This is a genomic window from Vreelandella piezotolerans, assembly GCF_012427705.1.
Lineage (GTDB): Bacteria > Pseudomonadota > Gammaproteobacteria > Pseudomonadales > Halomonadaceae > Vreelandella > Vreelandella piezotolerans.
In genome coordinates this window covers 3,170,946-3,195,565 of the sequence record NZ_CP048602.1, presented here as the reverse complement: position 1 = coordinate 3,195,565, position 24,620 = coordinate 3,170,946, and the positions used below count along the sequence as shown (strand labels likewise).

The window sequence follows — 24,620 nt, the reverse complement described above, 5'->3', positions numbered from 1 at the left end:
GTGAATGTCATAACCCACGTTATGAAAGGAGCCATCCTAGGTTGCAAGCGCAGAAAGGTTAGCTACCCTATCTACTGCGCTGTGTTTCTAAATGAGACACGTTTTAACTGAAGTTTAATCATACAAGGAGTGGATTAGATGACAGTCAGCAATACACCGCTTAACCATGTGACCGCCCACAAACAGTATAGCGAGATGGCCGACGTGCCCACGGCGGGCAATGCCAGGGTGGTAGACGCTTATCCCACACGCTTGGCCCAAGCGCCTGCATCACTCACACAGCCCCGCCAGGATGGCGTCGTAAAAGGGCGTGCGTTACCGGGACCGCTGAGTGAGGCTCAGCTCGATGAGTTCGAACGCAAGGGATATTTGTTCATTCCCAATTTGATCGATGGCGAAGAGCTGGAGGCGCTTCGCAAAGAGATGAACGCCCTGCTGAGCAACGACGCCTATCGCGATAAGGCGTTCAGCATCACCGAGCCAGAAAGCCATGAGATTCGCTCACTGTTTGCCGTGCATCGCCTTTCTGAGCGATTAGGGGCGCTTGCCAGCGACGAGCGCGTGGCTGGTGCGGCTCGTCAGATCATCGGTGACGACCCCTACGTGCATCAGTCGCGTATCAACTACAAGCCGGGCTTTGCCGGTAAAGGCTTCAATTGGCACTCGGACTTCGAGACCTGGCACGCTGAAGATGGTATGCCCAACATGCACGCGGTCAGCGCCTCGCTGATTTTGACCGACAACCACGAGTTCAATGGCCCGCTGATGTTGATTCCGGGCTCGCATATGGAATTCGTGCCTTGCCTGGGAGAAACGCCGGAAGACAACCACAAGCGCTCGTTGAAAGCGCAGGAAGTGGGCGTGCCGAGCCCAGAGGCGTTGACACACTTGGTCGATAAATACGGCATCGATGCCCCCAAAGGGAAAGCTGGCGGGCTGCTGTTGTTCGATTGCAACACGCTGCATGCGTCCAACGCCAACCTCTCGCCGGATCCGCGCAGCAACGTGTTCTTCGTGTTCAATCGGCCCGATAACCGCTGCGTTGCCCCGTTTGCCGCGCCTAAACAGCGTCCTTCGTTCTTGGCGCATGGGCCTGAGGAGAGCGGGTATCCTGAGGCATAAGCGATCCAGATACTCCTGCAATTCGGAAATACGCGGTCGATACTGTGGAACATGGGCATGGCTGGGGTAGACTAATGCGCCTGTCGTTGCGAATACGGCACGCATAACGAGAAGGAGAAGACCCGCCATGCGTTTTGTTCCACAGTTTACCGATGGTCAGGAGTTTCCCCACGCGCTGGGCAAGGTCATCTGTGTCGGCCGCAACTATGCCGACCATGCCAAAGAGTTGGATAACCCGGTTCCTAGCGAGCCGCTTCTGTTCATCAAGCCCGCCACCAGCGTGGTAGATTTAACCAAACCGCTCGATCCGCCATTTTCACGTGGTGACGTACACTACGAAGTCGAGCTGGCGCTACTAGTAGGCGAACGTCTGACCCACGCCACTCAGGATGAAGCCGAGCGTGCCATTGCGGGCATTGGTTTGGCGATGGATCTGACGCTGCGCGATGTGCAAACCAAGCTGAAAGAGAAAGGCCACCCTTGGGAGATCGCCAAGGCGTTCGATGGTGCCTGCCCGCTATCGCCCTTTTTGCCACTGAGCCGCGTGCCTAACTGGAACGCGCTGGCCTTTACCCTGGAAATCGACGGGGAAGAGCGCCAGCACGGCGAAGGGGCCGATATGATTTTTGCCATTCCCACGCTGGTGGCAGAAATGAGCCGCCATTTCACCCTTGAACCGGGCGATGTGATTTTGACCGGCACGCCTGCGGGCGTGGGCGAGCTGCCGCGTGGCGCATCGCTACGTCTGACGCTCACTGGCGGTTTGGAGATCACCACCAGCGTCGTCGAATAACGTCGTCTACCTGCTCGCTTTTAACGCAAAGGCCACCGAGTATCTCGGTGGCCTTTCTTATACACATTGAACCAGAGGGGCTACTCCAGGTAGGTGTAGCCCTCGAGGCCTTCGGTCAGGCTAGCGGCAAAGTGCGCCTGCTCCTCCTGAGAGAAACCGCTCGTGACCAGCTGCTCGGTGAGCTTCTGTTTCAGTACGCGGGCATCGAAATTGACGTAAGCCAGTACGTTGGCCACTGTGTCGCCCGCCTGGGGGTTAGAGAGCACCCACTCGCCGTCAGCGCTGAGCGCCGCATCGACGGAGTCGGTGTCGCCGAACAAGTTATGTAGGTCTCCGAGAATCTCTTGGTACGCTCCTACTAGGAAGAAGCCCAGCCAGCGCTCGTCATCGTTGGCCCACTCGGGTAGCGGCAGAGTGCTTTCTACCCCTTGTCCATCCACGTAACTATCGATACGCCCATCGGAATCGCAGGTGATGTCCTGAATCACCGCACGGCGAGTCGGCGCTTTGTCCAAACCGGTGAGAGGCAGCACGGGGAAGATCTGCTCGATGCCCCATACGTCCGGCACCGACTGGAACAGCGAGAAGTTGACGAACAGCTTGTCGGCGAGCTTTTCGGCCAGCTCGTCCATGATCTCGCGGTGAGCGCGATTGCGCGTATCCAGCTTACCGCGCAGGCGCGTGCAGGCGGCCATGTAAAGGCGTTCGCCCTCGGCGCGGGCGTTGATGCTGCTCAGACCCAGAACGAAACGGTCGTGTAGCTCGCTAACTGCCTGCAACAGGTCGTGCCACGCCTCGACCAGCACCCGCGGTTCTTGGGTCTCGGCCAACTGGTCGAACACCCGCCACAGCTCTTCGACCTGCGGGTCCTGCTCTTGCGTTGCCCGCTCTGGCGGCGTGTCGTTGACACGCTCTTCGCCGATCACGTTGGTGATCAGCACTGCGTGGTGGGCGGTGAGCGAGCGGCCCGATTCGCTGATCAAGTGCGGCTGGGGCAGGTCAGCCTCCTGGCAGAGCTGGGAGAACGCGCTGACCACGTTGCGGGCGTACTCCTGCATGGAGTAGTTCGCCGAGCAGTAGCTGCGCGAGCGGGTGCCTTCGTAGTCGATGCCCAAGCCGCCACCGACGTCGACGGTGTCGATGGGCGCGCCCAGACTCATTAGATTCTGATAAAAGCGGGCGCATTCGCGCAGGCCGCGCTGAATGTCGCGAATGTTGGCGATCTGCGAGCCTAGATGGAAGTGCACGAGCTGCAGGCTCGCCAAGGCATCTTCGACGCGCAGGGTGTCGACCACTTCCAAAATCTGGCTGGCGGTGAGGCCGAACTTCGATTTCTCGCCGCCCGTGTTCTGCCACTTCCCTTTACCCACCGAGGACAGGCGTGCTCGCAGGCCAATGCGCGGCGTCACGTCCAGCTCGCGGGCCTCCTCGAGAATCAGCGCCAGCTCGGAGAGTTTCTCGACCACTAGGTACACTTTGTGGCCGAGCTTCTCGCCCAGCAGCGCCAGGCGCACGTACTCGCGGTCTTTATAACCATTGCACACGATCAGTGACGAGCCGCCATCCGACAGCGCCAACACTGCCAGCAGCTCCGGCTTGCTTCCGGCTTCCAGGCCGACGCGGCCGTTACCCCGCTCGGAGGTCGCCAAAATCTCCTCCACGACGCGGCGCTGCTGGTTCACTTTGATGGGGTAAACGGCGGTATAGCCGCCTTGGTAGTCCACGTCCCGCATGGCGGCATCGAAGGCTCCGCAGAGCTGCTCGACGCGGTCGTGGAGAATGTCGCTAAAGCGCACCAGTACCGGCAGGCGCAGCCCGGCGCTTTGCAGCTGGCGGACCAGCGCGCTGATGGGCAGCGCAGGGCCTTCCGCATCGCTGCCGAGTGGGCGCACCAGGGCCTGGCCGTGGTCGTCGACGTCGAAGTAACCGCTGCCCCACTGGTCCATGTTCCACGTGCGGCGGGCACGCACGGCGGGGCTACTGCTCGTTGCCATGTCACTCATGAAGATGCCTCTGGAATGGGAAGTGCGCCCCACGCGATGCGTGCCTTGAGAATCACGCGGAAGCGTTCGGGGTCATGGGGAGTCAAGTCGTGGGCCGGCGGGTCGACATACACCACCAGAAGCCGCGACAGCCAGTAGCGCAGAGCCGTCATCCGCAGCATGGTCGGCCACAGGGTGCGCTCGGTCTCGGTAAGCGGACGACGTGCTTGGTAGGCGCTCAAAATCGCATGGTAGCGCTCGGCATTCAGCGAGCCATCCTCATTGGAGGCCCAGTCGTTGATTACGATGGCGAGATCGAACAGCAGGTCGCCAGTGCAGCCGTTGTAGAAATCGATGATGCCGCCGAGGCTGTCGCCTTCGTACAGCGTATTGTCGCGGAACAGGTCGCCGTGCAGCGCCCCCTGGGGCAGCGCGCCGTGCTGATGGAACTCGCTCTCGACATCGTCGACTTCGTTTTTCATCAGCGTCTGATCGTCGGGGCTAATGTAGGTGAGTACCTTATGGTGGACCGCTCGCAGCCAGTGCAGGTCGCGGGGGTTGGGGCGGTGCCCAGGAAACCGTTGCGACACTTTATGCAGTTGACCAAGAGCAGTGCCCAGCGCATGACACTGCGCCAAGTTGGGGGCGCTGGGGTGTTTGCCCGGTAGGCGCGGGAACAGTAGCGCGGGCTTGCCCGCCAAGCTATGTAGGGCAACGCCCTCACGGTCGTGAATGGTGCCCGGTACCGGCAGGCGGTGCTCGTCTAGGTAGTCGAGCAGTTCCACGAAAAACGGCAGCTCTTCGTGCTCGCCCTGTTCGAACAGGGTGAGCACCAGCTCGCGGCGGTCGGTGGTCACGAAAAACGTCGAATTCTCCGTGCCGCCGGCCACACCCTGAAGTGCGACAAAGCTGCCAACATCGAATTTTTCCAAAAACGCGGCGACCTGTGCGTCGCTAAGCGGGGTGAATACTGCCATGAGGATCTCGCCCAGGTTGCTAAGCCCATTATTGTAGCGGCTTGCCGCACGAGTTGGCAGCGTTGTGTGGCGATGCGCCTCGTGTTTTACGGCTCTTTTCTGCAGGCCCGGCGTTGAACGCGTATCATAGAGAGCAGACATCCTTACCGTTTTGCTGACTATGGAATTTGGTTATGGCCCGTGCCCCAATCGTGCTCGTCGATGGCTCTTCGTACCTCTACCGCGCGTTTCATGCGCTGCCGCCGCTAACGACCTCTAACGGTCAGCCGACCGGGGCCGTGAAGGGCGTACTGAACATGCTCAAACGGCTGATGAAAGACTACCCCGATAGCCCCATGGCGGTGGTGTTTGACGCGCCGGGTAAAACCTTCCGCGATGAGCTGTACAGCGATTACAAGGCCCATCGTCCGCCCATGCCGGACGACCTGCGCAGCCAAATCGAACCGCTGCACGCCTGTGTCAAAGCACTCGGCCTGCCGCTGCTGTGCATCGAAGGGGTCGAGGCGGATGACGTGATCGGCACGTTGGCGCACCACGCCACTCAGGCTGGCCGCGACGCGGTGATCTCCACCGGCGATAAGGACATGGCCCAACTGGTGAACGGTCACATCACGCTGGTCAACACCATGAAAGAGGAAACCCTCGATGAAGCGGGCGTGGAGGAGAAGTTTGGCCTTCCTCCCGCACTGATCATCGACTTCCTCGCGCTGATGGGCGACAAGGTGGATAACATCCCCGGCGTGCCTGGGGTGGGCGAAAAAACCGCCATCGGTCTGCTGCAAGGTATGGGCGGCGGTTTGGACACGATTTATGGCGATTTAGAACGCGTGACCACCCTCGGTTTCCGTGGCGCGAAAACGTTACCCAAAAAACTGGAAGAGCATCGGGAGCAGGCCTTTCTCTCTTATCAGCTGGCCACCATCAAAACCGACTGCGACTTGCCCGTGGGATTGGATGATTTGGACATTGCCCACCCGGACCGCGAAGCGCTGGTCGAGCTGTACAAACAGATGGAGTTCAAACAGTGGCTCGCCGAGCTGCTGGAAGGTAACGACGAAGGCGTGGACGATGTGGCAGGCGGCGAGCCCGTCTCGGAAGCAGCCGACAGCGCGACGGAGACGGCGCCGACCGAGCGCCACGACCATGTGATTACCGAGCAGGCCGAGCTGGAGGCGTGGCTCGAACGGCTCAACGAAGCCGAACGCTTCTGCTTCGATCTGGAAACCACCAGCCTGAACTATATGGATGCCGATATCGTCGGCGTGGGGATTGCATTGAAGGCAGGCGAGGCCGCCTATATTCCGTTGGCTCATGATTATCTGGACGCCCCGGCCCAGTTGGACCGCCACACGGTTCTCCAGGCGTTGAAGCCGCTACTGGAAGATCCTGCCAAGACCAAGATTGGCCAGAACCTGAAGTACGATATCTCCGTGCTCGCCAACGTGGACATTCATGTCGTGGGGCCGCTGGCGGACACCATGCTGGCCTCCTACGTGCTCAACTCCACCGCCACGCGTCACGATATGGACTCGCTGGCGTTGAAGTACCTGGGTGAGAAAACCATTTCCTTCGAAGAGATCGCAGGCAAAGGGGCCAAGCAGCTCACCTTCAACCAGATCGCCCTGGAGCAGGCGGCGCCTTACGCCTGTGAGGACGTCGACATCACCCTGCGCCTACAAGAGTCGTTGCGCCCGCAGGTCGAACGGGAAGGGCGTTTGGCCGAGGTGCTCGACCACCTCGAACTGCCGCTGATCAACGTGCTGTCGCGCATCGAGCGCAATGGCGTTGCCCTCGATGCAGAGCGCCTTCACGAACAGAGCCAGCAGCTCGAACAGCGTATCCGTGAGTTAGAGAGCGAGGCCTTCGAGCTGGCGGGCCGCGAGTTCAATCTGGGCTCGCCCAAGCAGTTAGGGCAGATTCTGTTCGACGAGCAGAAAATCCCGGTGATCAAGAAAACGCCCAAAGGCGCGCCCTCCACGGCGGAAGCGGTACTCGAAGAGCTGGCGCTAGACTACCCGCTGCCTAAAGTCATCATGCAGCACCGTGGCCTGGCCAAGCTGAAATCCACCTACACCGATAAGCTACCGCGCCTGCTCAACAAGACGACGGGGCGGGTTCACACCAGCTATCACCAGGCGGTCACGGCGACCGGGCGGCTGTCGTCGTCGGACCCCAACCTGCAGAACATTCCCATCCGCACCGAGGAGGGGCGCAAGATTCGCCAGGCGTTCGTGGCGCGCCCTGGCTACCGCATCGTCGCAGCGGACTACTCGCAGATCGAGCTGCGCATCATGGCGCATCTATCTGAAGACAAAGGGCTGCTAGAGGCGTTTGCCGAAGGGCGCGATATCCACACCGCGACGGCGGCGGAAGTCTTCGGCACCTCGCTGGACAAGGTCTCCGCCGACCAGCGGCGCAGTGCGAAAGCCATCAACTTTGGCTTGATCTACGGCATGAGTGCCTGGGGGCTCTCTCGCCAGCTGCACATTGACCGTAACCAGGCGCAAACCTACATCGACCGTTACTTCGACCGCTACCCCGGTGTGGCCCGCTATATGGACCGTATTCGTACCCAGGCGGCGGAAGATGGCTTCGTCGAAACCGTGATGGGACGGCGGCTTTACCTGCCAGAGATCCACTCACAAAACCGCAGCCGACGACAAGGCGCCGAGCGTACGGCGATCAACGCGCCCATGCAGGGCACGGCGGCGGATATCATCAAGCAGGCGATGATCGACGTAGATACGTTGCTAGCGGAGGGAGAGTTCGATGCACTGATGGTCATGCAGGTACACGATGAACTGGTGTTCGAAGTGGCCGAGGCCCAGGTAGATCGCTTTATCGAGCAGGTGCAGGCGCGCATGCAGGCGGCGGCATCGCTCAACGTCCCGCTGATTGTAGAAGCGCAAAGCGGCGCGAATTGGGATGAAGCTCACTAACGAACGAGAGAGCACTCGCCAATAACACACAACCCCCACAGCGGTCGCTGTGGGGGTTGTGTTGAGTGCGTTACTTAAGCACCGGCTTCAAAAGCGTGTGCCCAGGCCGCGCTTAACGCCAGCTAACGCGGTCGAAGATACGTACCGCTTCCGGGTTGTTCTCACCCAGGATGCTGATGTTGATGTCGTCTTTGGCGAAATCGCCCCAAGACTCCAGCACCGGGTTTTTCTTCACGCCCTCGACCACCGGGAACTCGTAGTTACGCTCGGCCAGCACTTCCTGCGCTTCGTCGGAGGCCAGGAACTCCAGGAAGCGAATACCGTTTTCTGGGTTTTGAGCGTTGGCAACCAAGCCTGCACCGCCCACGTTCACGTGGGTGCCACGGTCATCCTGGTTGGGGAAGATCACGCCTACTTTGCGTGCGGCTTCACGCTCGGCGGCATCGTCAGAGTGCAGCAGACGCACGTAGTAGTAGTGGTTGGCGACGGCGAGGTTACACTCACCGCTGGCAACGCCGAGAATCTGATCCGTGTCACCGCCTTCTGGGTCGCGAGCCATGTTATTCACGACGCCCTGGGCCCACTCTTGCGCGCCCTCTTCGCCGTGGTGCTCGATCATCGACGCCAGCAGAGACTGGTTGTAAATGTTATTGGACGAGCGAATGCACACTTGGCCTTCGAACTGTGGATCGGCCAGGTCTTCGTACGTGGCGATCTGGCTCGGGTCGAAGTTTTCGCGGTTGTAGAAAATGACCCGCGCACGCTGGCTAAAGCCAAACCACATGCCTTCCGGATGACGCATGGAGGCCGGCAGGCGCTCGTTGAGTACCTCGGATTCGACGCTCTGGAACAGGCCATCTTGCTCGGCACGCCACAGGTTGCCCGCATCGACGGTCAACATGACGTCAGCAGGACTGGCCACGCCCTCACGCTGCATACGCTCCATTAGCTGGTTGGCGTCGCCTTCCAGCACGTTGACTTCAATACCCGTTTCGTCGGTGAACGCTTGGTAGAGAATTTCATCAGAGTCGTAATGACGAGCAGAGTAGATGTTGACTTCGTTAGCGAGTGCGCTGCTGGCAAACGCGGAGCCGGCCATGATGGCGGCAACGGAAGCCGAGAGACGTGCCTTTTTCATAAATAGCATCCTGAATGTTTATGATAATAAGTTGCATTAGCGCCGTAGGCTATTGAAACGTCTTGTTCGACACACGTCAAGTGAAATGGTAATGACACGCATCCCTTTTTATGTCAGGCGGGTCCGCGCAAGACGTGCATCTCTCGTTGATAGAAAATAGAATGCAAATACCTTTCAACCGTGTTTGCAATATCCATATGCTCAGCGCTATGTTGCGAACAACTCATGGGTGAACGAATGACGGCAACAGTGTCCCTTTCTGAGGTGGCTGCGCCCGCATCGGCGCTATCGCTGCGCGGTGTGCAGCATACGTTTGCAGCCAATCACGTCGTTAAGGGCATCGATCTCGATATCGCCCAGGGCGAGGTGGTCTGTTTGCTTGGCCCGTCTGGCTGCGGTAAAACCACGCTACTGCGCATCGCCGCAGGGCTCGAAGTGGTTCAAGAGGGCACCGTCAGTCTAGAAGGGCAGGCCATCGCTGCTCCCGGTAGACGTCATGTGCCGCCGGAGAAGCGCAATGTCGGGCTGGCGTTTCAAGACTCTGCCCTTTTTCCGCACTTGAGCGTGCTGGAAAACGTCACTTTTGGTTTGAAGCATCTGCCCTCTGGCCAGCGCCGCGCCCGAGCGCTGGAGCTATTGGCACAGCTGGGCATGGCCGATTACGCCGAGACTTACCCCCATATGCTCTCGGGTGGCCAGCAGCAGCGGGTGGCGCTGGCTCGCGCCCTGGCGCCCACCCCAAAATTGATGTTATTGGATGAGCCCTTCTCTAGCCTGGATGCCCGGCTACGTGATCGGATTCGCGACGATACGCTGCACGTGTTGAAAAAGCTGGGGTCTGCGACGCTGCTGGTTACCCACGACCCGGAAGAGGCGATGTTCATGGCCGACCGCATCGCCCTGATGCGCGATGGTAGGATCGTGCAGACGGGCACGCCGCGGGAGCTGTACTGCGCCCCGGTCGACCCGTTCGTCGTGACGTTTTTCGGTGAAGTCAACGAGCTCGAGGGCGTGGTAAAAGGCGGTGTCGTGCAAACGCCGGTGGGGCCCGTGGACGCAAGCTGGCTGCCCGAAGGCAGTGCCGCGCAGGTGATGATTCGCCCTGAGGCGCTGCGCATCAAAGAGCGCGATCTGCCGGCCGACGCTCATAGCCACAGCCATGTGGTGATGGCAAAGCTGCTCGGCCGCACGAGTTTGATTCACCTCTGCGCCCACGGCGCAAAGGGCCAGGAGGCACACCTCCACGCCCGTGTGCCGGGTGTTTTCCTCCCCCAAGAGGGACAGCCGATCGATATCGACCTCGACCACTCCCAGGTGTTTATCTTTCCGCGTTAAGCGCCTTGTTTTGTAAGGCGTCCGCTTACTCGGCTTGGCTGCCCGGGCGCGCCCGGCGCATCGCCAAGCTAAGAAGGATCACCGGCAAAATACCCACCACCACGATGGTTAACGAGGCCGTGGAGGCCTCCGCCAAGCGTTCGTCGGACGCCAAGCTATGGGCGCGCACCGCCAGGGTATCGAAGTTGAACGGGCGGAGAATGATCGTGGCGGGCAGCTCCTTCATCACATCCACGAACACCAGAATGCCGGCCGCCAGCAGGCTGCTGCGCATCAGCGGCGTATGAATGCGCCGTAGCGTCCCTCCAGCGGTTTGTCCCAGTGTACGTGAGGCGGCGTCCATGCTCGGGGTGACCTTGCCCAAGCTTGCCTCGACCGCGTTGAACGAGACGGCCAGAAAGCGCACGACGTAAGCGTAAATCAATATGAACGCCGTGCCGCTGAAGACTAGCCCGATGATGGTGTCGTAATGGGTGTGCAGCCAGGTATTAATGGCATTATCTAGCCAGGCAAACGGAATCAAAATCCCCACGGCCACCACCGACCCCGGAATGGCGTAGCCCATGGCCGCGATGCGGGTAAACAGCCGCGCGCTGGGGGAGTCGTGCAGCCGCACGCCGTAGCTCAGCAGCACCGCTAGCCCCACGGCAATCAGCGCTGCAACCGTCGCGAGGCTCAGGCTGTTCATGGCAAAGCTGATGAAGCGCGTACCGAACAGCCGGTCCCCGGTGGTGATCGCCATTTCCAACAGAATGCCGCTGGGCAGCAAGAAGCCAACGGTGATCGGTAACAGGCAGGCCAGCGTCGCCCCGACGGCGTGCCAGCCGTGCAACCGGTACTCAGGCAACTGTTGATAGCGGTTGGTGGTGTGGAAGTAGCGGCGCTTACCCCGCGACCAGCGCTCCAGCAGCACGAAGGCGATCACGAAGGTCAGCAGGCAGGCGGCAAGCTGGGCCGCAGCAATCGGCTCACCCAGGCCAAACCAGGTGCGGTAAATACCCGTGGTGAAGGTATCCACGCCAAAGAACTGGACCGCGCCGAACTCATTGAGGGTTTCCATCAAGACCAGCGAGACGCCGCCTACCAGCGCCGGGCGCGCCAACGGCAGCGCCACGCTGGCAAACAGCCGCCAGGGGCCTCGCCCCAATGTTCGTCCCACATCCAGCACACACACCGATTGTTCTAAAAAGGTGGCACGGGCCAGCAGGTAGACATAGGGGTAGAGCACGAAGGTAATTAGCGTGGCGGCACCGCCCAACGAGCGCACGTTGGGGAAGTAGTAGTCGCCCACCTGCCAGTCGAACCACTCCCGCAGCAGGCTTTGTAGCGGCCCGGCCACCTGTAGAAAGTCGGTGTAGGCGTAGGCGATCACGTACGTCGGCACGGCCAGCGGCAGTAGAAGCGCCCACTCGAACAGACGCTTGCCGGGAAAGCGACACATGACCACCAGCCAGGCGGTGCCGGTGCCGATCACCAAGGTGCCTAGCCCGACCCACAGTACCAGCCAAAACGTGTTGGAAAGATAGCGCGGTAAAACGGTACTGGCCAAGTGCTGCCAAACGCCTTCGGTGGGCATCACGATATGCGCGAGTACGACTAAGATGGGCAGCGCCACGATCAGCGCAATCAAGAACAGCGTCACTGACCAAGGGCTGAGCGACAGCGTAAAGCGCGAGGCGAAACCTGACAGCAGAGCCGTGGGTGAGCGGCGAGCAGGCGTAGACACGTCGTGAACTCCTAGGACGAGAGGCAGCGTGGCTCGTCAATGCGAAAAGATAGCGGCTGCAAATAGTATCACCTGGGCTGACAGGGTGCAGCCAGCATTCCTGCCGTCACATCGACAGGCAAAAAAAATCCCTCCGCAGCGCGAAGGGATGTGTGGTACCGAAAATGACGCGGTCAGTAACCGACCATCAGGCTCGGCAGGCCGGTAATCAAGCCGGGGAAGATCGACATCAAGATACACGCCAAAAGGATGATGATGACGAACGGCACCACCGCTTTATAGAGATCGACGATCTCGACCCCAGGCGGCGCCACTCCTTTTAGATAGAACAGCGCATAGCCAAATGGCGGGGTTAGGAAGGAGGTTTGCAGCACCACGGCCACCATCACCACGAACCACAATACGTCGACGCCCATTTGGGCGATGATGGGCAGCATGATCGGGAAGCTCAGCAGTACGATGCCGGTCCAATCCAGGAACATACCCAAAATGAAGACCAGGAACAGCATTAGAAGCAGCGCACCAAAGGTGCCACCCGGCATGGCCAGGACGAAGTCGCTGATCACCGTCATACCGCCACCAATGGAGAACACGCCGGTAAACGCCGTGGCGCCCACCAGTACCAGCATCACCATGGTGGTGGTTTTGCCCGCTTCGATCAGCGTGTTGTAGCAAGTCGAGAGCTTACGGTCGCCAAAGATCAAGAACAGCAAGAAGGCGATAAACACGCCAATCGCCGAGGCCTCGGTCGCGGTGGCGATCCCGGTAAATAGAGCACCGAGCACGCCCAGGATCAGCGACATCGGCGGTACGACGTATTTACCCAGCATGATCAGCAGCGCTTTGGTGCTGACCTCGGCGCGCTCTTCTTTCGGCACTTTGGGGCCGTAGCTGGGTTTCAGCCAGCAGATCAGCACCACGTATAGAGCGTACATCACCCCCAACAGCAGGCCGGGCACCAGCGCTCCGGCAAACAGCGCGCCCACCGATACGGGCGAGTAGCTGGCCATCAAAATCAGCATGATGCTGGGCGGAATCAAAATGCCTAGACAGCCGCTCGCCATGATCACGCCCGCGCTGAGCTCTTTGTTGTAGCCATACTTCAGCATCGGCACCAGCGCGATCATCCCCATGACGGCGATGGACGCCCCGACGATGCCGGTGGTGGCGGCCAGCAGTACCGAGACCACGACCACGGTTAGCGCCAGGCCACCGCGTACGTTGGCCAACAGTAGTCGCATGGCGTCGAACATCTTCTCCGTGACGCCGGAGTCGTTGAGAAAGCGCGCCATCAAAATGAACAGTGGAATGGCGACCAGCACGTAGTTGTCCATGGCGTTGCCATAGACGTTGTTGATGATGATGCCCAGGGTATTGATACCGGGGCCTAGATACGCGCCGATGACCGCCATACCGCCCAGTACGAACGCCAATGGGTGCCCCATGAATAGCCCGACCAGCAGTCCGCCAAACATCACCAGCGTTAGTAGTTCTGCACTCATGCGGATGTCTCCTCACGCAGTTGCATGATGGCGCGTAGGACGATGGCAATCGCCTGCAGCAAAATCAGCGCAGCGGCCACGACGATGACCCCTTTCACCGGGTAAACGGGAATCGAGACCATGCCGTAAGTCGTTTCGCCACGGCTGAAGGAGCGCTCGAAAAAGGCCCAGCCGTAGGTCAGCAGCAGCCAAATGAACGGGACGAAAAAGACCAAATACCCAATGAGATCCAGCACGGCCTGCTTTTTACGGGATAGCAGCCGTTTCACCACGTCGACTTCCACGTGGGCGTGATGGCGCAGCCCGTAGGCGGCCATGAGCATGAAGTGGGCGCCAAACAGCATCTTCGTCACATCGAACGCCCAGTCGCTGGGGCGACCAAAGAAAAAGCGCGACACGATGTCGTAAAGCACGATAAGAGTAATGATGGCAATTAACGGCGCAATGATGCGGCCAAACAGCTCGTTAATCGCATCGATCGCCTTGGCAATCGCATTCATGGAAGATCTCCGCAACTGAGCTAAGGCCGCCCCGACAAGGGGAGGGGCGGCCATGTTACGCTTTTATAGTGAGTGCCTTATAAGCAGGCTTCGATCTCTTCCAGTGAGGGGAGGTTGTCCATGGTACGGCTCATGTTGAAGGGGGCCGTCACATCACGCCATGCGGCGTACTCTTGCAGGTAGGTGATCATGGAGTGGTAGACCTTGGCATGGTCTGGATTCTCACAGGCGCCGCGTACGATGACCTCGTTGGTGATCTCCTGGATGCGCGCCAGATCCTCTTCCGAGAACTGGTTGATGGTCACGCCCGCGTCGATGAACTTCTGAGTCGCTTCGGTGGACTCGCGCTCGGACCAGGAGAGTGACCACGCCATGGTGGCTTCGGCGGCAATACGCAGTTTGGCCTGGGTCTCTTCGGAGAGGGCATCCCACGCGTCTTTATTGATCATGACGCCGAACACGCTCGCTGACTGGTGCCAGCCGGGGGTCGCCCAGTAGTCGGCGACTTCGGCAAAGCCTGCATTGAAGTCAACGCCAGGGGTGGAAAACTCACCTGCGTCGATCACCCCACGCTCGATGGCTTGGTATACTTCACCACCGGCCAGCGTGACTTGGGAACCGCCCAGCTCTTCGAGTACGCGGCCCTGGTCACGGCCAGAGAGACGCAGGCGCTTGCCTTCTAGGTCGGCGATGCTCTCGATGGGCGTGCGGCCCATGAAACCCGATTCGTTGTTGGTGATGCCGTAGGGCAGGTACACCATGTTGTACTGGCCGTAGATCTCTTGGTAGAGCTCGAAGCCGCCCCACTGTTGGATCCAGTTCAGATAATCGACACCGTTGAACAAACTGGTGGTGGTGGCCAGCGGCGAGAACGCCGGGTTCAGACCCGCCCAGTAGCCGGGCCAGTCGCCTGCGGCTTGAATCGCACCGGTTTCGGTCGCATCGAATACCTCGGTGCCCGGCATCAAGGTGCCGCCTGCGCGGAAATTGATTTGGACTTCATCGCCCGCCAGTTGGTTGACCAGCTCGGCCCAGTGCTGATCGATCTTGATCAGGTCGAGGTTCTCCGGCCACGTGGTGGTCATGGTCCACTGCTCCTGCGCTTGAGCGGTAGACGTGAGGGCGACGAAGGCGACGCCAGCGGCAAGGCTGGTGAGTGCGAATTTTGTGGTCTTTTTCATTGTATGTTTCCTGGTACTTTGGCGGTTAGCGTTATTAGTGTTGGAGACCTGAAAGCAGGAAAGTACAGCAGCATGCTGACGTTTACGTAAAGTAAAACAACGCTGCGCTGCATCGCTAAGCTAGCACACTCCACCCGCTGCAGCGCAATATCAGTAAATCAAGGAAGTTAACGCGACAGCCATCGCAGAGATAATGTGGAAAAAGCCGTTAAAACATTGCTTTAAAAGGTACTTCTACGATCTTTACCCCGTCTTGAGGGGTGAGAAAACGTTGAAAAGCCCGGGTTTGTTCAACCAAAGTTGTAAGAGAATTCTTGCCTAAGGAGCCGCTATGAGCGGGTCACGCCACGCCGAGCCCACCTTATCCCGCGAACGCATCGACAGAGACGCCGCCACGCTCATCTGCCATGCCCGCCGTTTAAAGCAGCGGGGCTGGCGCGGACTGGTGTGGTTAAGCGGTGTGCCGGAGCAGGCCCGTCAGCAAGCGTTGGCGCTGTGGCAGGCCGCCGACTGGCAGACGCCACTGTGGGTAGGCGATGCCCAACAGGCCCCTGTCTCAGCCAGTTTATCTAGCCGTAAAGCGCGTACCCGGCTGGGGGCCGAGCACCAGCTCGTGATTCTCGATGCCAGTGGCCACGAAGGGCTGGATCCCGATGCGCTGGGCGCGCTGGCGGGGACGGTGAGTGCGGGCGGTCTTCTGGTGCTGATGACGCCCTCGGCTTGGGGTAGCCATCCCGATCCCAACTACGCTCGCTTTGCCGATTACCCCTGGCCTTGGGAGCACTTTAGTGCCCACTATTTGGCGCGTTTGGCGCGCTTGCTGAGGGCGTCGAATCAGGTGGTGCGCTGGCCTGTGGGAGGGGCACTGCGGTTGCCGATCCTGGGCAAACGGCCAAGCGCCCCTGAGCCCAGTGAAGACGCTGACTGTCTTTCCGCGGACCAAGCCTTGGCGGTGAGCGCGCTGGTCAAGCTCAAGCGGCGTCGGCCGCTGGTCGTGACTGCCGACCGAGGTCGGGGCAAGAGCGCCGCACTGGGCATCGCCTGCGCACGGCTACTGCAGCAAAGCGACGGTGGCGAGTGGCTGCTCACCGCGCCTCGGCTAAGCGCCGTGGAAAGCGTCTTCAACCGTGTGGCGGCGCTGTGCCCGGCGCTGCAGCGCCACGGCCCCGCCGAGGTGTCGCTGGCCAACGGCAGTCGGTTGCGCTTTTTGCCACCGGATGTCCTAACGGAGCTCGTCGAACAGGGTACGTTGGGGGGCAGTGGCAGTACGCTGCTGGTCGATGAGGCCGCTGCCATTCCCGCCTCGCTGTTGGGGCGCTGGCTGTCGGCGTTTCCGCGCATTGCCTTCGCCACCACGGTGCATGGCTACGAAGGTTCTGGGCGCGGTTTTGCGCTGCGTTTTCGCGATGTGCTGGACCGCCAAGCACCCCACTGGCGCGAGCTAACGCTGCAAACGCCGATACGCTGGTCGACCGGAGACCCGCTGGAGGCGCTCATCCAGCGCTTGCTCTTATTGGATGCGCCGCTACCTAACGCAACTCCTTCACAAGACGAGTTGCCAGCGAGCGTCGTGCTCAGCCAAGCGCAGCTCGCGAGTCAGGATGCACGATTAGAAACGCTGTTTGGTCTGCTGGTGCAGTCCCACTACCGCACCACGCCGAGCGATTTACGCCAACTGCTGGATGGCCCCGGCACGGGACTACGCATGATACCCAGCCGCGACGGGGACGACCCGCAAGCCGTTCTGGTCACCCGCGAGGAGGGCGGCTTCGCGGCCGAGCTGGCCGACCAGGTGGCCAGGGGCGAACGCAGGCCCCAGGGGCATTTGCTGGCGCAGTCGCTCGCAGCCCATGGTGGCAGTCGAGCGGCCCTCATCGCCCGCTGGCGGCGGGTGGCGCGTATTGCCACGCATCCCCAGCGCCGCCGAGAAGGGCTGGGGCGACAGCTCCTGGAAGAGGATATCGATAGCGCCACCCAGCAAGGGCTGTCCCTGTATGGCGCCACCTTCGGGGCGGAAGCGTCGCTACTGCGCTTTTGGCTGGCGCTAGGGTTCGTACCTGTCCGTTTGGGCATGACCCGCGAAGCCGCCACCGGCGAGTATGCTGTGATGGTCGCCAGGGCGCTCAACCCCGAGGGGCACGCGGTGCTGGACACCTTGAGGAGCGGCTTTGCCGCTTCGCTGCCTAGCCTGCTGGCCTTCGAGCTGGCCGCATTGCCTGCGTCGGTCGTGGCGCTGCTGCTCGCTGCACTGCCCGCTCAGCCGCTCGGCACGGCCGAGCGCCAAGCCATTCATGACGTGGCTTATGCCCGTCGCGACCCTGCGCTGGCCCGACCCGCGCTCCAGGCGCTAGCGCGGGAAGCCAGTCGACAGCCGCTGGGCGAGGCTCAGCAGGCGCACCAGCAGCTCGCCGCCTGGGCCTACCAAAACCAGCCGCTGGACAAGACCCAGAACCTCGCCGTGCAGCGCTTGCGCGAGTCGGCGCAACAGGTGATCACCGCGTGCGAGCTTTTCCCCAGTGAGCCAGAGCGGTAAAGTAAGTCGGTTATCGATAATGAAGAGTTTCCATGAACGCACATCTAGCAGCGCTCGAGCCACGCCTTGTATGGCAGCACTTTCGTACTCTGTGTAACACGCCGCGCCCCTCCGGTCATGAGGCCGCGTTGGTCGCTACCTTGGAAGCCTGGGCGGATGCGCAAGGGCTTGCCCACGACCAGGATGCCTTCGGCAACCTGCGTATCCGCAAGCCTGCCACCCCTGGCTGTGAAGGCGCGCCGGGAATCGTACTGCAGGGCCATCTGGATATGGTGGCCCAGGCCAATGCGGGGCATGCGCATGACTTTACCCGCGACCCCATTCGCACCGTGGTTAAAGAGGGCTGGCTGCACGCCGAAGGCACGACGCTAGGAGCGGACAACGGAATGGGCGTGGCCGCGATATTGGCCGTGCTGGAAGACCCCGACCTGACCCACGGCCCACTCGAAGCCCTGTTCACCCTAGAAGAAGAGACCTCCATGGGCGGTGCGCTGAATCTTGCCGAGAACTGGTTGGAAGGCTCGCTGCTGCTCAATTTGGACAGTGAAGACCGTGGCGAGGTGTATATCGGCTGTGCTGGCGGCGCCGATGTGGTGGTCGATGCGCAGCTGCCTTGCACCGCCCTGCAAGCCGATGAGCGACTGCTTTCCCTCTCGCTGACGGGCCTTAAAGGCGGCCACTCGGGCATGGACATTCACCAGCCTCTGGGCAACGCCAATCGCCTGTTGGTGCGCGTTCTTTGGGCGCTAGAAGAGTACGATGCTCGTCTAGTGAGCTATCAGGGCGGCACGCTGCGCAACGCCATTCCCCGTGAAGCCTTTGCGCAGGTGGCGCTGCCCGCCGACGATATGGAGGCCGCCCTGGCCACCGTCGAGAGGCTGGCCGCCACCCTCAAGGCCGAGCTGGGCAGTGGCGATAGCGGCCTGGTATTGACCGCCGAGCGCGCCGAGCAGGCCGACGCCGAGCCGCTGACGCTCGATGCCAGCGCGATGCTGCTGGCGGCGCTGCATGCCGCCCCGTGCGGCGTCGAGCGCATGAGCGCCGACGTGCCAGGCGTAGTCGAAACCTCCAACAACCTGGGCGTGTTAAGCGTCGAAGCCGGTCGCTTTCATCTCTGTGCCCTGGTGCGTTCGTTGCACGATAGCGCTGCCCAAGCGATGGCCGAGCGCTTTCAGGCGCTGTTTGGGCTCATGGGCGCACGGGTGAAAGTCGAAAACGGCTACCCCGGCTGGGCACCCAACCCGGATAGCCCGCTACTGGCCACCTTCAAGGCGCGCCACGCGGCGCTGATGGGCCACGAGCCCGAGGTGAAAGTGATCCATGCGGGGCTAGAGTGCGGTATTTTGGGCAGCAAATACCCGCACTTGGACATGATTTCCTTCGGCCCGCTGATTCGCGGCGCGCACTCGCCGGATGAGCGGGTGGAGATCGAGTCCGTGGCGGAGTTCTGGGCCATGCTGCGCGATCTGGTGGCGGCGCTGGCGAAGTAACGTCCTCTCGCCATGCCCAACACCATCAAAAACGGCACCCTAGAGGTGCCGTTTTTGATGAAGCGTGATGACCGCCTGCGATATCGATGGCGGCCAATCGCCTCGCTTATTTGCCTAGATAGGCGTTGAGCATCCACACGGTTTTTTCCTGCTCGCGGATGTAGTCGCCCGCTTGGGCGGCGGTGCCCTCGTCATCGGCGTCGGACGCTAGCGCCAACAGTTCGCGCTGCAGTTCGATCAGCGTTTGATAGCCTGCCAGAACGCCTTGCACGCAGGTCTTGCCATCGTGGACGTCTTTGTCTTCTTGGATGCGCGACAGCTTGGTGTAATCGCTGTACGCGTGAACCGGTTTGTGGCCCAAGGTCAAAATACGCTCAGCGACCTCGTCGACCTTGGTCAGCAGGTCGGTGTAGAACTCTTCGAATTTGGCGTGCAATTCGAAGAAGTCGTTGCCTTTCACGTTCCAGTGATAGCCACGAACGTTCATGTAAAAAATCTGATAATTGGCCAACAGGTGGTTGAGTTTCTCGGCGAGCTGGCTGGCGCTGCCTTCGTGTAAACCAATGCTATTGGTATCGTCCATTGTCTGCTCCTCCTTGGTGGGCGCTGCATTTCAACGTGTGTCTGTTTCGTGCCGAGTTCAGCTTAGAGTGCTGCAACGGCGAGGTGAAACAGATTTTTTGCATCGCCGTCATAGCGGATAAGGTATACGTGCAGGCACCATCACAGGATTTCAAGGGGCGCTTAGCGGCAGGCGAGCCAAAGCCGCGCAATGCTTTCGCAGCGGTCTGCCAGCAGCTCCGCAGTGCGTGGCAGCGCCTGCTCTAACGTCATCAATCCATCGGCGAGGGCAAAGGCGGCGGTTACCCCCTCGTCGGTACACGCCTGCCAGCCATCGCCCAGGCTACCCGCGAGCACGACCACCGGTTTACCCAGGCGTTTAGCGACGCGGGCGACGCCAATCGGCGTTTTGCCCGCTAGGCTCTGACCATCCAAGCGGCCTTCACCGGTAATGACCACGTCGGCCTCATTCATCAACCGGGCAACGTTCGCCTGTTGCATGATCATCTCGATGCCCGGTGTCAGCGTGGCGTTCAGAAAACAGCGGGCTGCAAAGCCCATGCCGCCTGCCGCCCCCGCCCCTGGGAGCTCTCGTTCATCGCGGCCCAGCGCTTTGGCCGTCAGGTCGGCAAAGTGGCCAAGCGCGCGGTCGAGTATGGCGACATCGCCTTCCGTCGCGCCTTTTTGTGGGCCGAAGACGGCGCTGGCACCGTGTTCGCCCAGCAGCGGATTATCCACATCCACGGCGGCTTCAACGTGCAAGTCGGCGAGGCGTGGATCCAGCGTCGACAGATCCAAGGTGGCCAGCTGCTGGAGCGCCGCGCCGCCGCGGGGCAACGGCTGGCCTTGGGCATCCAACAGCGTGGCGCCCAGGGCCTGGAGCATGCCCGCGCCAGCATCGTTGGTAGCACTTCCGCCGAGCAGCAACAGGGCATGCGTGGCGCCTGCCTCCAAGGCAGCGCGAAACAGTTCACCTACGCCGTAGGTGGTGGTGTGCAGTGCGTTGCGCTCTTCGCGGGTCAGGTGCTGTAAGCCGCTGGCTTCTGCCAGCTCGATAAACGCGGTACGCTGCTCGTCGAGCCAGCCCCAGGCGGCTTGTCGGGGCCGTCCCAGGGCGTCCTTGACGGTAAGGGTGCGGCGTTCGGCGCGCGTGGTGGCAATCAATGCGTCCAGGCTGCCTTCGCCGCCATCGGCCAGGGGGCAAAGCTGTGTGATGGCACTGGGAGCTGCCCGTTTGATGCCCTTGGCCATGGCCTTGGCGGCCTCGTCGGCACTTAGGGCGTCCTTAAAACTGTCAGGGCAAAGCAGTACATTCATCGCACGACCTCCTTAAAACGTTGTCTCAGCGTGTTGTCGTTCTTTTAATGTCTGTTGGCGAGCTTAGCGCGCTGCTTGGCGACACACCAGCCATGACGGTAGCGAGAGGATTTTTCATGAAGGCCATACCCCTTAGCATCACCTGCCTATTGGCACTGGCAGGTTGCCAAACGGTTCCCGACCGTCTGCCCCAAGCAGAGCCTGCGCCAGCGGCGGCGTGCTTCTTTCCCACCGACCAGCCTGCGTCTGATGAAACGCTGCACGTTTTGACGAAAAGCATCGACGTCCTGGAAGCCTGGGGATTTTCGTTGGAAACCACTGATACTGAACTTGGGCTAGTGAGTGCCTCCCGGGAGCGCGAGCTGATCGGCTACTACGACCGCTATGACTACGACTATGGCTACGGCAGCGGCTTCCGCCTGTTTGGCGGATTTGGTATTGGTCGCGGTGTAGGGATTGGCGTGGGAGGCTCCTTCGGCCCAGGTTTTGGCCAGCAGCCGGTTGAAGTAGAGCGGGTATCGCTGCTTGCCCGCGATGGCCATCTGCGCATCTCTCGTGACATTCGTCGTTTCGACCATCTGGGCGAGCTGCGCGAGTCTTACAGCGCCAGTAACGATGATTTTTGTGGCCGTTTCCAGGAAGCCTTTTATTCGTCCGCCACGCCTCAGGGGGCATCATGACACCGTCCCGTCCCACCGTATTGGCAGCCCTCACGCTATGCACCATGTTGTGGCTGGCAGGCTGCGCCACGACGCAGCCGTTAGAACCCAGAGAGCTGCGCTACAATGCCCCAATGGAGCAAGCCTTCCGCGAGGCGGTGGCACTGATGATGGAGCAGGGCTATGTGATACGCCACGCCGATTTGACCTTAGGGCGCGCCGAGGCAAGCCTGGCACGCTGGCCCGGATATCGGGTTCAGCTTCAAGTAAGCGAAGCTCAAGGGGGGAGTCTGGTCAGCGTGTCAGCACTGCGCGGTAGCCAGCCGATACCGCCTTATGTGCTAGACCCCTGGCTCGTGGCGTTACAGCGCAATTTAGGAGAATTGCCGTGATGAATGCATGGTCACCTGCCACGCTGCGTCGTACTGGCCAAGCGCTGCTGGTGGGCAGCCTGTTGGTCAGTTCGATGGCACAGGCCCACCCTCACGGCTGGATCGACATGAGCGTGCGTGTCATTACCAACGACGTCGGTGCAGTCACCGGGCTTCATCAAACGTGGCGAATGGACCCCTTTTATAGCTTGGTCGTCATGGAGGAGTTGCAGCAGGTACCAGGCACGAGCCTGGAGCAAGGGCTGGATCAGTTGGGCAGTGAGATTCGCGATAACTTGACTCCTCAGCACTACTTTACCGAGGTGCGGATCGGCGAAGAGCCACAGACGTTTGGCGAGGTCACCGAGTACACCGCGCTGGCGCGAGACGGGCGTTTGACGTTTATGTTCATCCTGCCGCTGGCGACTCCCCAAGCGCTCAGCGGGCAGGTGCTGGAGTACCAAGTCTTCGACCCCACGTACTACATCGAGATGGTACATGAGGAAGAGGACAACGAGCCCTCTCCTCGGGCGCTGATTCTCAACGGCGACCCTGACTGCGCGCTCAGCGTTTTGCCTGCCGATCCCGACCCTGAGCGGGTCATGCAGGCGGCGCTGTTGGATGTAGACGAAGAGGGCGAGCCAGGGTTAGGCCGCCACTTTGCGGAAACGGGCCGCGTGGATTGTCGCTAGCCGCCCAACGGGCGAGTCGTGTATAAAGTGTTACTTTATATCTTTTATGCGGAGGGGGCATGCCGTTAAGCCGACGACAACTTACTATCGGCGCTGTGGCGATAGTGGGCGTGGCGCTGCTGGTATGGGCCATACAGGTGAATTTACAGAGCGTTAGCCTTCAGCTGTTGGCGTGGCAGCGGGAGCTACACCGTAGCCTGACCCTGGCGATTACCGAGCTGTCGCGGACGCCCACCACCGCCACGTGGGTCACGCTGCTCGGCGTGAGCTTTGCGTACGGCGTCTTTCATGCGGCCGGGCCGGGGCATGGTAAAGCGGTATTGGCGACCTATTTGGCGTCCCATGGCGGTGCGACTCGCCGGGCGCTGGGGCTCTCGTTTGCTGCCTCGTTACTGCAGGGCCTCACGGCTATCGCGATGGTGGCGGTGTTGGTACACGGGCTAGGCTGGGTGACGCGACAAGCCATGGGCAGTGTGGCTTGGGTGGAACAGGCCAGCTTTCTTCTGGTAGCGCTATTGGGTGCTTGGCTCTGTTGGCGGGCGGTGCAGCAGCTGCGCCACGCCTATGCGGCTCGCCATGAGCCCGTGATAGAACATACGCATTCTCATGACCACAGCCACGATCACAGCCACAGCCACGATCATACCCACTGCTGTGGCGGGGCTCATCACGTCGAACCCGCGCAGGCACTGGATTGGCATACGGCGTTGATGACCGTTGGGGCGATCGGTATGCGCCCCTGCAGTGGCGCCATTCTGATGCTGGGGGCCGCAAGTCTCTTGGGGCAATTTTATGTGGGGGTTGCATCGGTGGTGGCAATGTCGCTGGGCACGGGTATCACCGTGTCGATATTGGCCCTGGCCAGCATCGTGGCTAGAGGGTGGGCGACCAAGCGGCTACACAAGCAGAGCCAGCAGCGGGTCGAGAAAGCGGCGGGCTGGGCGGCGCTCACTGGTGGGGTCGTGATCATTGCCTTGGGTGTTTCCTTGGCGCTGGCAGGTGCGGCGCAGCCCGCCAGCGGCACATTACTCAACGAGCCACCCGCGCGCAGCTCTCTGCTGGGGGGCTAAGCTTAAAGCGTCAGGCTCTCGATGTGCGCCAGAAGCTGTTCACGGCGCTCACCCTGCTGGTCGAGCTCGTAAGGCGTGGCGGTGCCGTTGCCCCACACGGGCGCGGGCCAGCTGGCGTCATCGGTATAGCGCACCACCAGATGGATATGTAGCTGGCTAACCACGTTGCCTAGCGTGGCAATATTGAGCTTGTCGCCTTGAAAGCCCTCTTTCATGGCGGCGCCCAGCTGCGTCGCCTCCTGCCAAAGTTGGGCCTGCTCGGCCTGGCTCAGCTCGAATACCTCACTGATCGAGGCCACGCGGGGCACGAGCACCACCCAAGGGTAGCGAGCATCGTTCATCAGCAGAGCGCGGCAAAGCGGTAGGTCAGCGAGGGGAAAGGTATCGGCCTCTAAGCGTGAATCGAGTTCGAAGGTTGCCAAGCGGAGTGCTCCTAAGCCAAACGGTTGGACTAGCATCATAGCAGGCAGTGATTATGTCAGGGAAAACAGGCGAAATGATTAAAATCTGTTACGCTGAAAACACTCCTAGGCGGTAAGGCTGCCGCCGGAGCTTCCCGATGTCGAATGACCTGTTAAGGAGAACACCATGAAAAAATTACTGGCGACTAGCTTTATTCTGCTCATGACGGCAGGCGCACTCGCGGGCTGCAACACCATTGCAGGAGCAGGACAAGACGTGGAAGAAGGCGGCCAAGCCGTTCAAGACGCCGCAAGCTAAGGCTCGGCCTCA

General features: G+C 60.8%; 21 protein-coding genes. 11 read left to right on the top strand and 10 right to left on the bottom strand.

The features are described 5' to 3' along the window. Nucleotides 1-138: 138 nt before the first annotated feature. Nucleotides 139-1,122, top strand: a complete 984-nt coding sequence (gene thpD, locus GYM47_RS14650) for an ectoine hydroxylase (protein WP_153842470.1) — start codon at nucleotides 139-141, stop codon at nucleotides 1,120-1,122. A 127-nt stretch (nucleotides 1,123-1,249) separates the two neighbouring features. After that, nucleotides 1,250-1,915 (top strand): fumarylacetoacetate hydrolase family protein, encoded by a 666-nt coding sequence (locus tag GYM47_RS14645; RefSeq protein WP_139526288.1) that lies wholly within the window; start codon nucleotides 1,250-1,252, stop codon nucleotides 1,913-1,915. A gap of 80 nt (nucleotides 1,916-1,995) precedes the next feature. Here the strand turns inward: GYM47_RS14645 and speA are convergent, their stop codons facing one another. Continuing rightward, complete coding sequence (speA, locus tag GYM47_RS14640; RefSeq protein ID WP_139526289.1) at nucleotides 1,996-3,918, bottom strand: biosynthetic arginine decarboxylase; 1,923 nt, start codon at nucleotides 3,916-3,918, stop codon at nucleotides 1,996-1,998. Further along, nucleotides 3,915-4,874, bottom strand: coding sequence for a homoserine kinase (locus GYM47_RS14635; protein ID WP_153842471.1), 960 nt, complete (start codon nucleotides 4,872-4,874; stop codon nucleotides 3,915-3,917). Before GYM47_RS14635 ends, speA begins: the two co-directional genes overlap by 4 nt. A gap of 173 nt (nucleotides 4,875-5,047) precedes the next feature. On the opposite strand from GYM47_RS14635, the gene polA reads away from it, so the two are divergent. Continuing rightward, on the top strand, nucleotides 5,048-7,813 hold the full coding sequence (polA, locus tag GYM47_RS14630; protein WP_139526291.1) for a DNA polymerase I: 2,766 nt from the start codon (nucleotides 5,048-5,050) through the stop codon (nucleotides 7,811-7,813). Nucleotides 7,814-7,925: 112 nt separating this feature from the next. Here polA and GYM47_RS14625 read toward each other — a convergent pair whose 3' ends face one another. Then, nucleotides 7,926-8,951, bottom strand: a complete 1,026-nt coding sequence (locus tag GYM47_RS14625) for a Fe(3+) ABC transporter substrate-binding protein (protein WP_139526292.1) — start codon at nucleotides 8,949-8,951, stop codon at nucleotides 7,926-7,928. A 237-nt stretch (nucleotides 8,952-9,188) separates the two neighbouring features. Between GYM47_RS14625 and GYM47_RS14620 the strand changes: the two genes are divergently transcribed. Beyond that, on the top strand, nucleotides 9,189-10,286 hold the full coding sequence (locus tag GYM47_RS14620) for an ABC transporter ATP-binding protein (protein ID WP_139526293.1): 1,098 nt from the start codon (nucleotides 9,189-9,191) through the stop codon (nucleotides 10,284-10,286). Nucleotides 10,287-10,311: 25 nt separating this feature from the next. On the opposite strand, the gene GYM47_RS14615 is transcribed toward GYM47_RS14620, so the two are convergent. From GYM47_RS14615 to dctP, 4 genes are all read right to left on the bottom strand, one after another. Continuing rightward, nucleotides 10,312-12,012 (bottom strand): ABC transporter permease, encoded by a 1,701-nt coding sequence (locus GYM47_RS14615; protein ID WP_153842472.1) that lies wholly within the window; start codon nucleotides 12,010-12,012, stop codon nucleotides 10,312-10,314. 173 nt (nucleotides 12,013-12,185) lie between these two features. Continuing rightward, nucleotides 12,186-13,514 carry a TRAP transporter large permease gene (locus tag GYM47_RS14610; protein WP_196781559.1) on the bottom strand — a complete coding sequence of 443 codons (1,329 nt, stop codon included), beginning with the start codon at nucleotides 13,512-13,514 and terminating at the stop codon, nucleotides 12,186-12,188. Next, complete coding sequence (locus GYM47_RS14605) at nucleotides 13,511-14,014, bottom strand: TRAP transporter small permease subunit (RefSeq protein ID WP_139526296.1); 504 nt, start codon at nucleotides 14,012-14,014, stop codon at nucleotides 13,511-13,513. The genes GYM47_RS14610 and GYM47_RS14605 overlap by 4 nt, the downstream gene beginning before the upstream one ends. Nucleotides 14,015-14,091: 77 nt before the next feature. Further along, complete coding sequence (dctP, locus tag GYM47_RS14600) at nucleotides 14,092-15,195, bottom strand: TRAP transporter substrate-binding protein DctP (protein ID WP_153842473.1); 1,104 nt, start codon at nucleotides 15,193-15,195, stop codon at nucleotides 14,092-14,094. Nucleotides 15,196-15,526: 331 nt separating this feature from the next. On the opposite strand from dctP, the gene GYM47_RS14595 reads away from it, so the two are divergent. Together GYM47_RS14595 and GYM47_RS14590 are read left to right on the top strand one after the other, a co-directional pair. Further along, nucleotides 15,527-17,728 carry a tRNA(Met) cytidine acetyltransferase TmcA gene (locus GYM47_RS14595; protein WP_153842474.1) on the top strand — a complete coding sequence of 734 codons (2,202 nt, stop codon included), beginning with the start codon at nucleotides 15,527-15,529 and terminating at the stop codon, nucleotides 17,726-17,728. Nucleotides 17,729-17,760: 32 nt separating this feature from the next. Continuing rightward, nucleotides 17,761-19,218, top strand: a complete 1,458-nt coding sequence (locus GYM47_RS14590; protein ID WP_153842475.1) for an aminoacyl-histidine dipeptidase — start codon at nucleotides 17,761-17,763, stop codon at nucleotides 19,216-19,218. 106 nt (nucleotides 19,219-19,324) lie between these two features. Here the strand turns inward: GYM47_RS14590 and GYM47_RS14585 are convergent, their stop codons facing one another. Then, nucleotides 19,325-19,801 (bottom strand): Dps family protein, encoded by a 477-nt coding sequence (locus tag GYM47_RS14585; RefSeq protein WP_139526300.1) that lies wholly within the window; start codon nucleotides 19,799-19,801, stop codon nucleotides 19,325-19,327. 161 nt (nucleotides 19,802-19,962) lie between these two features. Next, the gene (locus tag GYM47_RS14580) at nucleotides 19,963-21,096 is read right to left on the bottom strand and encodes a glycerate kinase (RefSeq protein ID WP_153842476.1); all 1,134 of its coding nucleotides are present in this window, start codon (nucleotides 21,094-21,096) and stop codon (nucleotides 19,963-19,965) included. A gap of 116 nt (nucleotides 21,097-21,212) precedes the next feature. Between GYM47_RS14580 and GYM47_RS14575 the strand changes: the two genes are divergently transcribed. The 4 genes from GYM47_RS14575 to GYM47_RS14560 are packed head-to-tail and all read left to right on the top strand — an operon-like array spanning nucleotide 21,213 to nucleotide 23,888. Next, the gene (locus tag GYM47_RS14575; RefSeq protein WP_153842477.1) at nucleotides 21,213-21,776 is read left to right on the top strand and encodes a hypothetical protein; all 564 of its coding nucleotides are present in this window, start codon (nucleotides 21,213-21,215) and stop codon (nucleotides 21,774-21,776) included. Beyond that, entirely contained in the window at nucleotides 21,773-22,147 is a 375-nt protein-coding gene (locus GYM47_RS14570; protein WP_153842478.1) for a hypothetical protein, read from the top strand. Before GYM47_RS14575 ends, GYM47_RS14570 begins: the two co-directional genes overlap by 4 nt. Beyond that, entirely contained in the window at nucleotides 22,147-22,818 is a 672-nt protein-coding gene (locus GYM47_RS14565; protein ID WP_153842709.1) for a DUF1007 family protein, read from the top strand. The genes GYM47_RS14570 and GYM47_RS14565 overlap by 1 nt, the downstream gene beginning before the upstream one ends. A gap of 59 nt (nucleotides 22,819-22,877) precedes the next feature. Then, a complete protein-coding gene (locus GYM47_RS14560) occupies nucleotides 22,878-23,888 on the top strand; it encodes a nickel/cobalt transporter (RefSeq protein WP_153842479.1) in 1,011 nt (336 codons plus the stop codon). A gap of 2 nt (nucleotides 23,889-23,890) precedes the next feature. Here GYM47_RS14560 and GYM47_RS14555 read toward each other — a convergent pair whose 3' ends face one another. Then, nucleotides 23,891-24,310 (bottom strand): HIT domain-containing protein, encoded by a 420-nt coding sequence (locus GYM47_RS14555; protein WP_153842480.1) that lies wholly within the window; start codon nucleotides 24,308-24,310, stop codon nucleotides 23,891-23,893. A 166-nt stretch (nucleotides 24,311-24,476) separates the two neighbouring features. On the opposite strand from GYM47_RS14555, the gene GYM47_RS14550 reads away from it, so the two are divergent. Further along, a complete protein-coding gene (locus tag GYM47_RS14550) occupies nucleotides 24,477-24,608 on the top strand; it encodes an entericidin A/B family lipoprotein (RefSeq protein ID WP_139526306.1) in 132 nt (43 codons plus the stop codon). Nucleotides 24,609-24,620 lie beyond the last annotated feature (12 nt).

Coding starts and splice junctions, on each gene's coding strand:
- thpD (WP_153842470.1), top strand. CDS start 139: ATGACAGTCAGCAATACACCGCTTAACCATGTGACCGCCCACAAACAG.
- GYM47_RS14645 (WP_139526288.1), top strand. CDS start 1,250: ATGCGTTTTGTTCCACAGTTTACCGATGGTCAGGAGTTTCCCCACGCG.
- speA (WP_139526289.1), bottom strand. CDS start 3,918: ATGAGTGACATGGCAACGAGCAGTAGCCCCGCCGTGCGTGCCCGCCGC.
- GYM47_RS14635 (WP_153842471.1), bottom strand. CDS start 4,874: ATGGCAGTATTCACCCCGCTTAGCGACGCACAGGTCGCCGCGTTTTTG.
- polA (WP_139526291.1), top strand. CDS start 5,048: ATGGCCCGTGCCCCAATCGTGCTCGTCGATGGCTCTTCGTACCTCTAC.
- GYM47_RS14625 (WP_139526292.1), bottom strand. CDS start 8,951: ATGAAAAAGGCACGTCTCTCGGCTTCCGTTGCCGCCATCATGGCCGGC.
- GYM47_RS14620 (WP_139526293.1), top strand. CDS start 9,189: ATGACGGCAACAGTGTCCCTTTCTGAGGTGGCTGCGCCCGCATCGGCG.
- GYM47_RS14610 (WP_196781559.1), bottom strand. CDS start 13,514: ATGAGTGCAGAACTACTAACGCTGGTGATGTTTGGCGGACTGCTGGTC.
- GYM47_RS14605 (WP_139526296.1), bottom strand. CDS start 14,014: ATGAATGCGATTGCCAAGGCGATCGATGCGATTAACGAGCTGTTTGGC.
- dctP (WP_153842473.1), bottom strand. CDS start 15,195: ATGAAAAAGACCACAAAATTCGCACTCACCAGCCTTGCCGCTGGCGTC.
- GYM47_RS14595 (WP_153842474.1), top strand. CDS start 15,527: ATGAGCGGGTCACGCCACGCCGAGCCCACCTTATCCCGCGAACGCATC.
- GYM47_RS14590 (WP_153842475.1), top strand. CDS start 17,761: ATGAACGCACATCTAGCAGCGCTCGAGCCACGCCTTGTATGGCAGCAC.
- GYM47_RS14585 (WP_139526300.1), bottom strand. CDS start 19,801: ATGGACGATACCAATAGCATTGGTTTACACGAAGGCAGCGCCAGCCAG.
- GYM47_RS14580 (WP_153842476.1), bottom strand. CDS start 21,096: ATGAATGTACTGCTTTGCCCTGACAGTTTTAAGGACGCCCTAAGTGCC.
- GYM47_RS14575 (WP_153842477.1), top strand. CDS start 21,213: ATGAAGGCCATACCCCTTAGCATCACCTGCCTATTGGCACTGGCAGGT.
- GYM47_RS14570 (WP_153842478.1), top strand. CDS start 21,773: ATGACACCGTCCCGTCCCACCGTATTGGCAGCCCTCACGCTATGCACC.
- GYM47_RS14565 (WP_153842709.1), top strand. CDS start 22,147: ATGAATGCATGGTCACCTGCCACGCTGCGTCGTACTGGCCAAGCGCTG.
- GYM47_RS14560 (WP_153842479.1), top strand. CDS start 22,878: ATGCCGTTAAGCCGACGACAACTTACTATCGGCGCTGTGGCGATAGTG.
- GYM47_RS14550 (WP_139526306.1), top strand. CDS start 24,477: ATGAAAAAATTACTGGCGACTAGCTTTATTCTGCTCATGACGGCAGGC.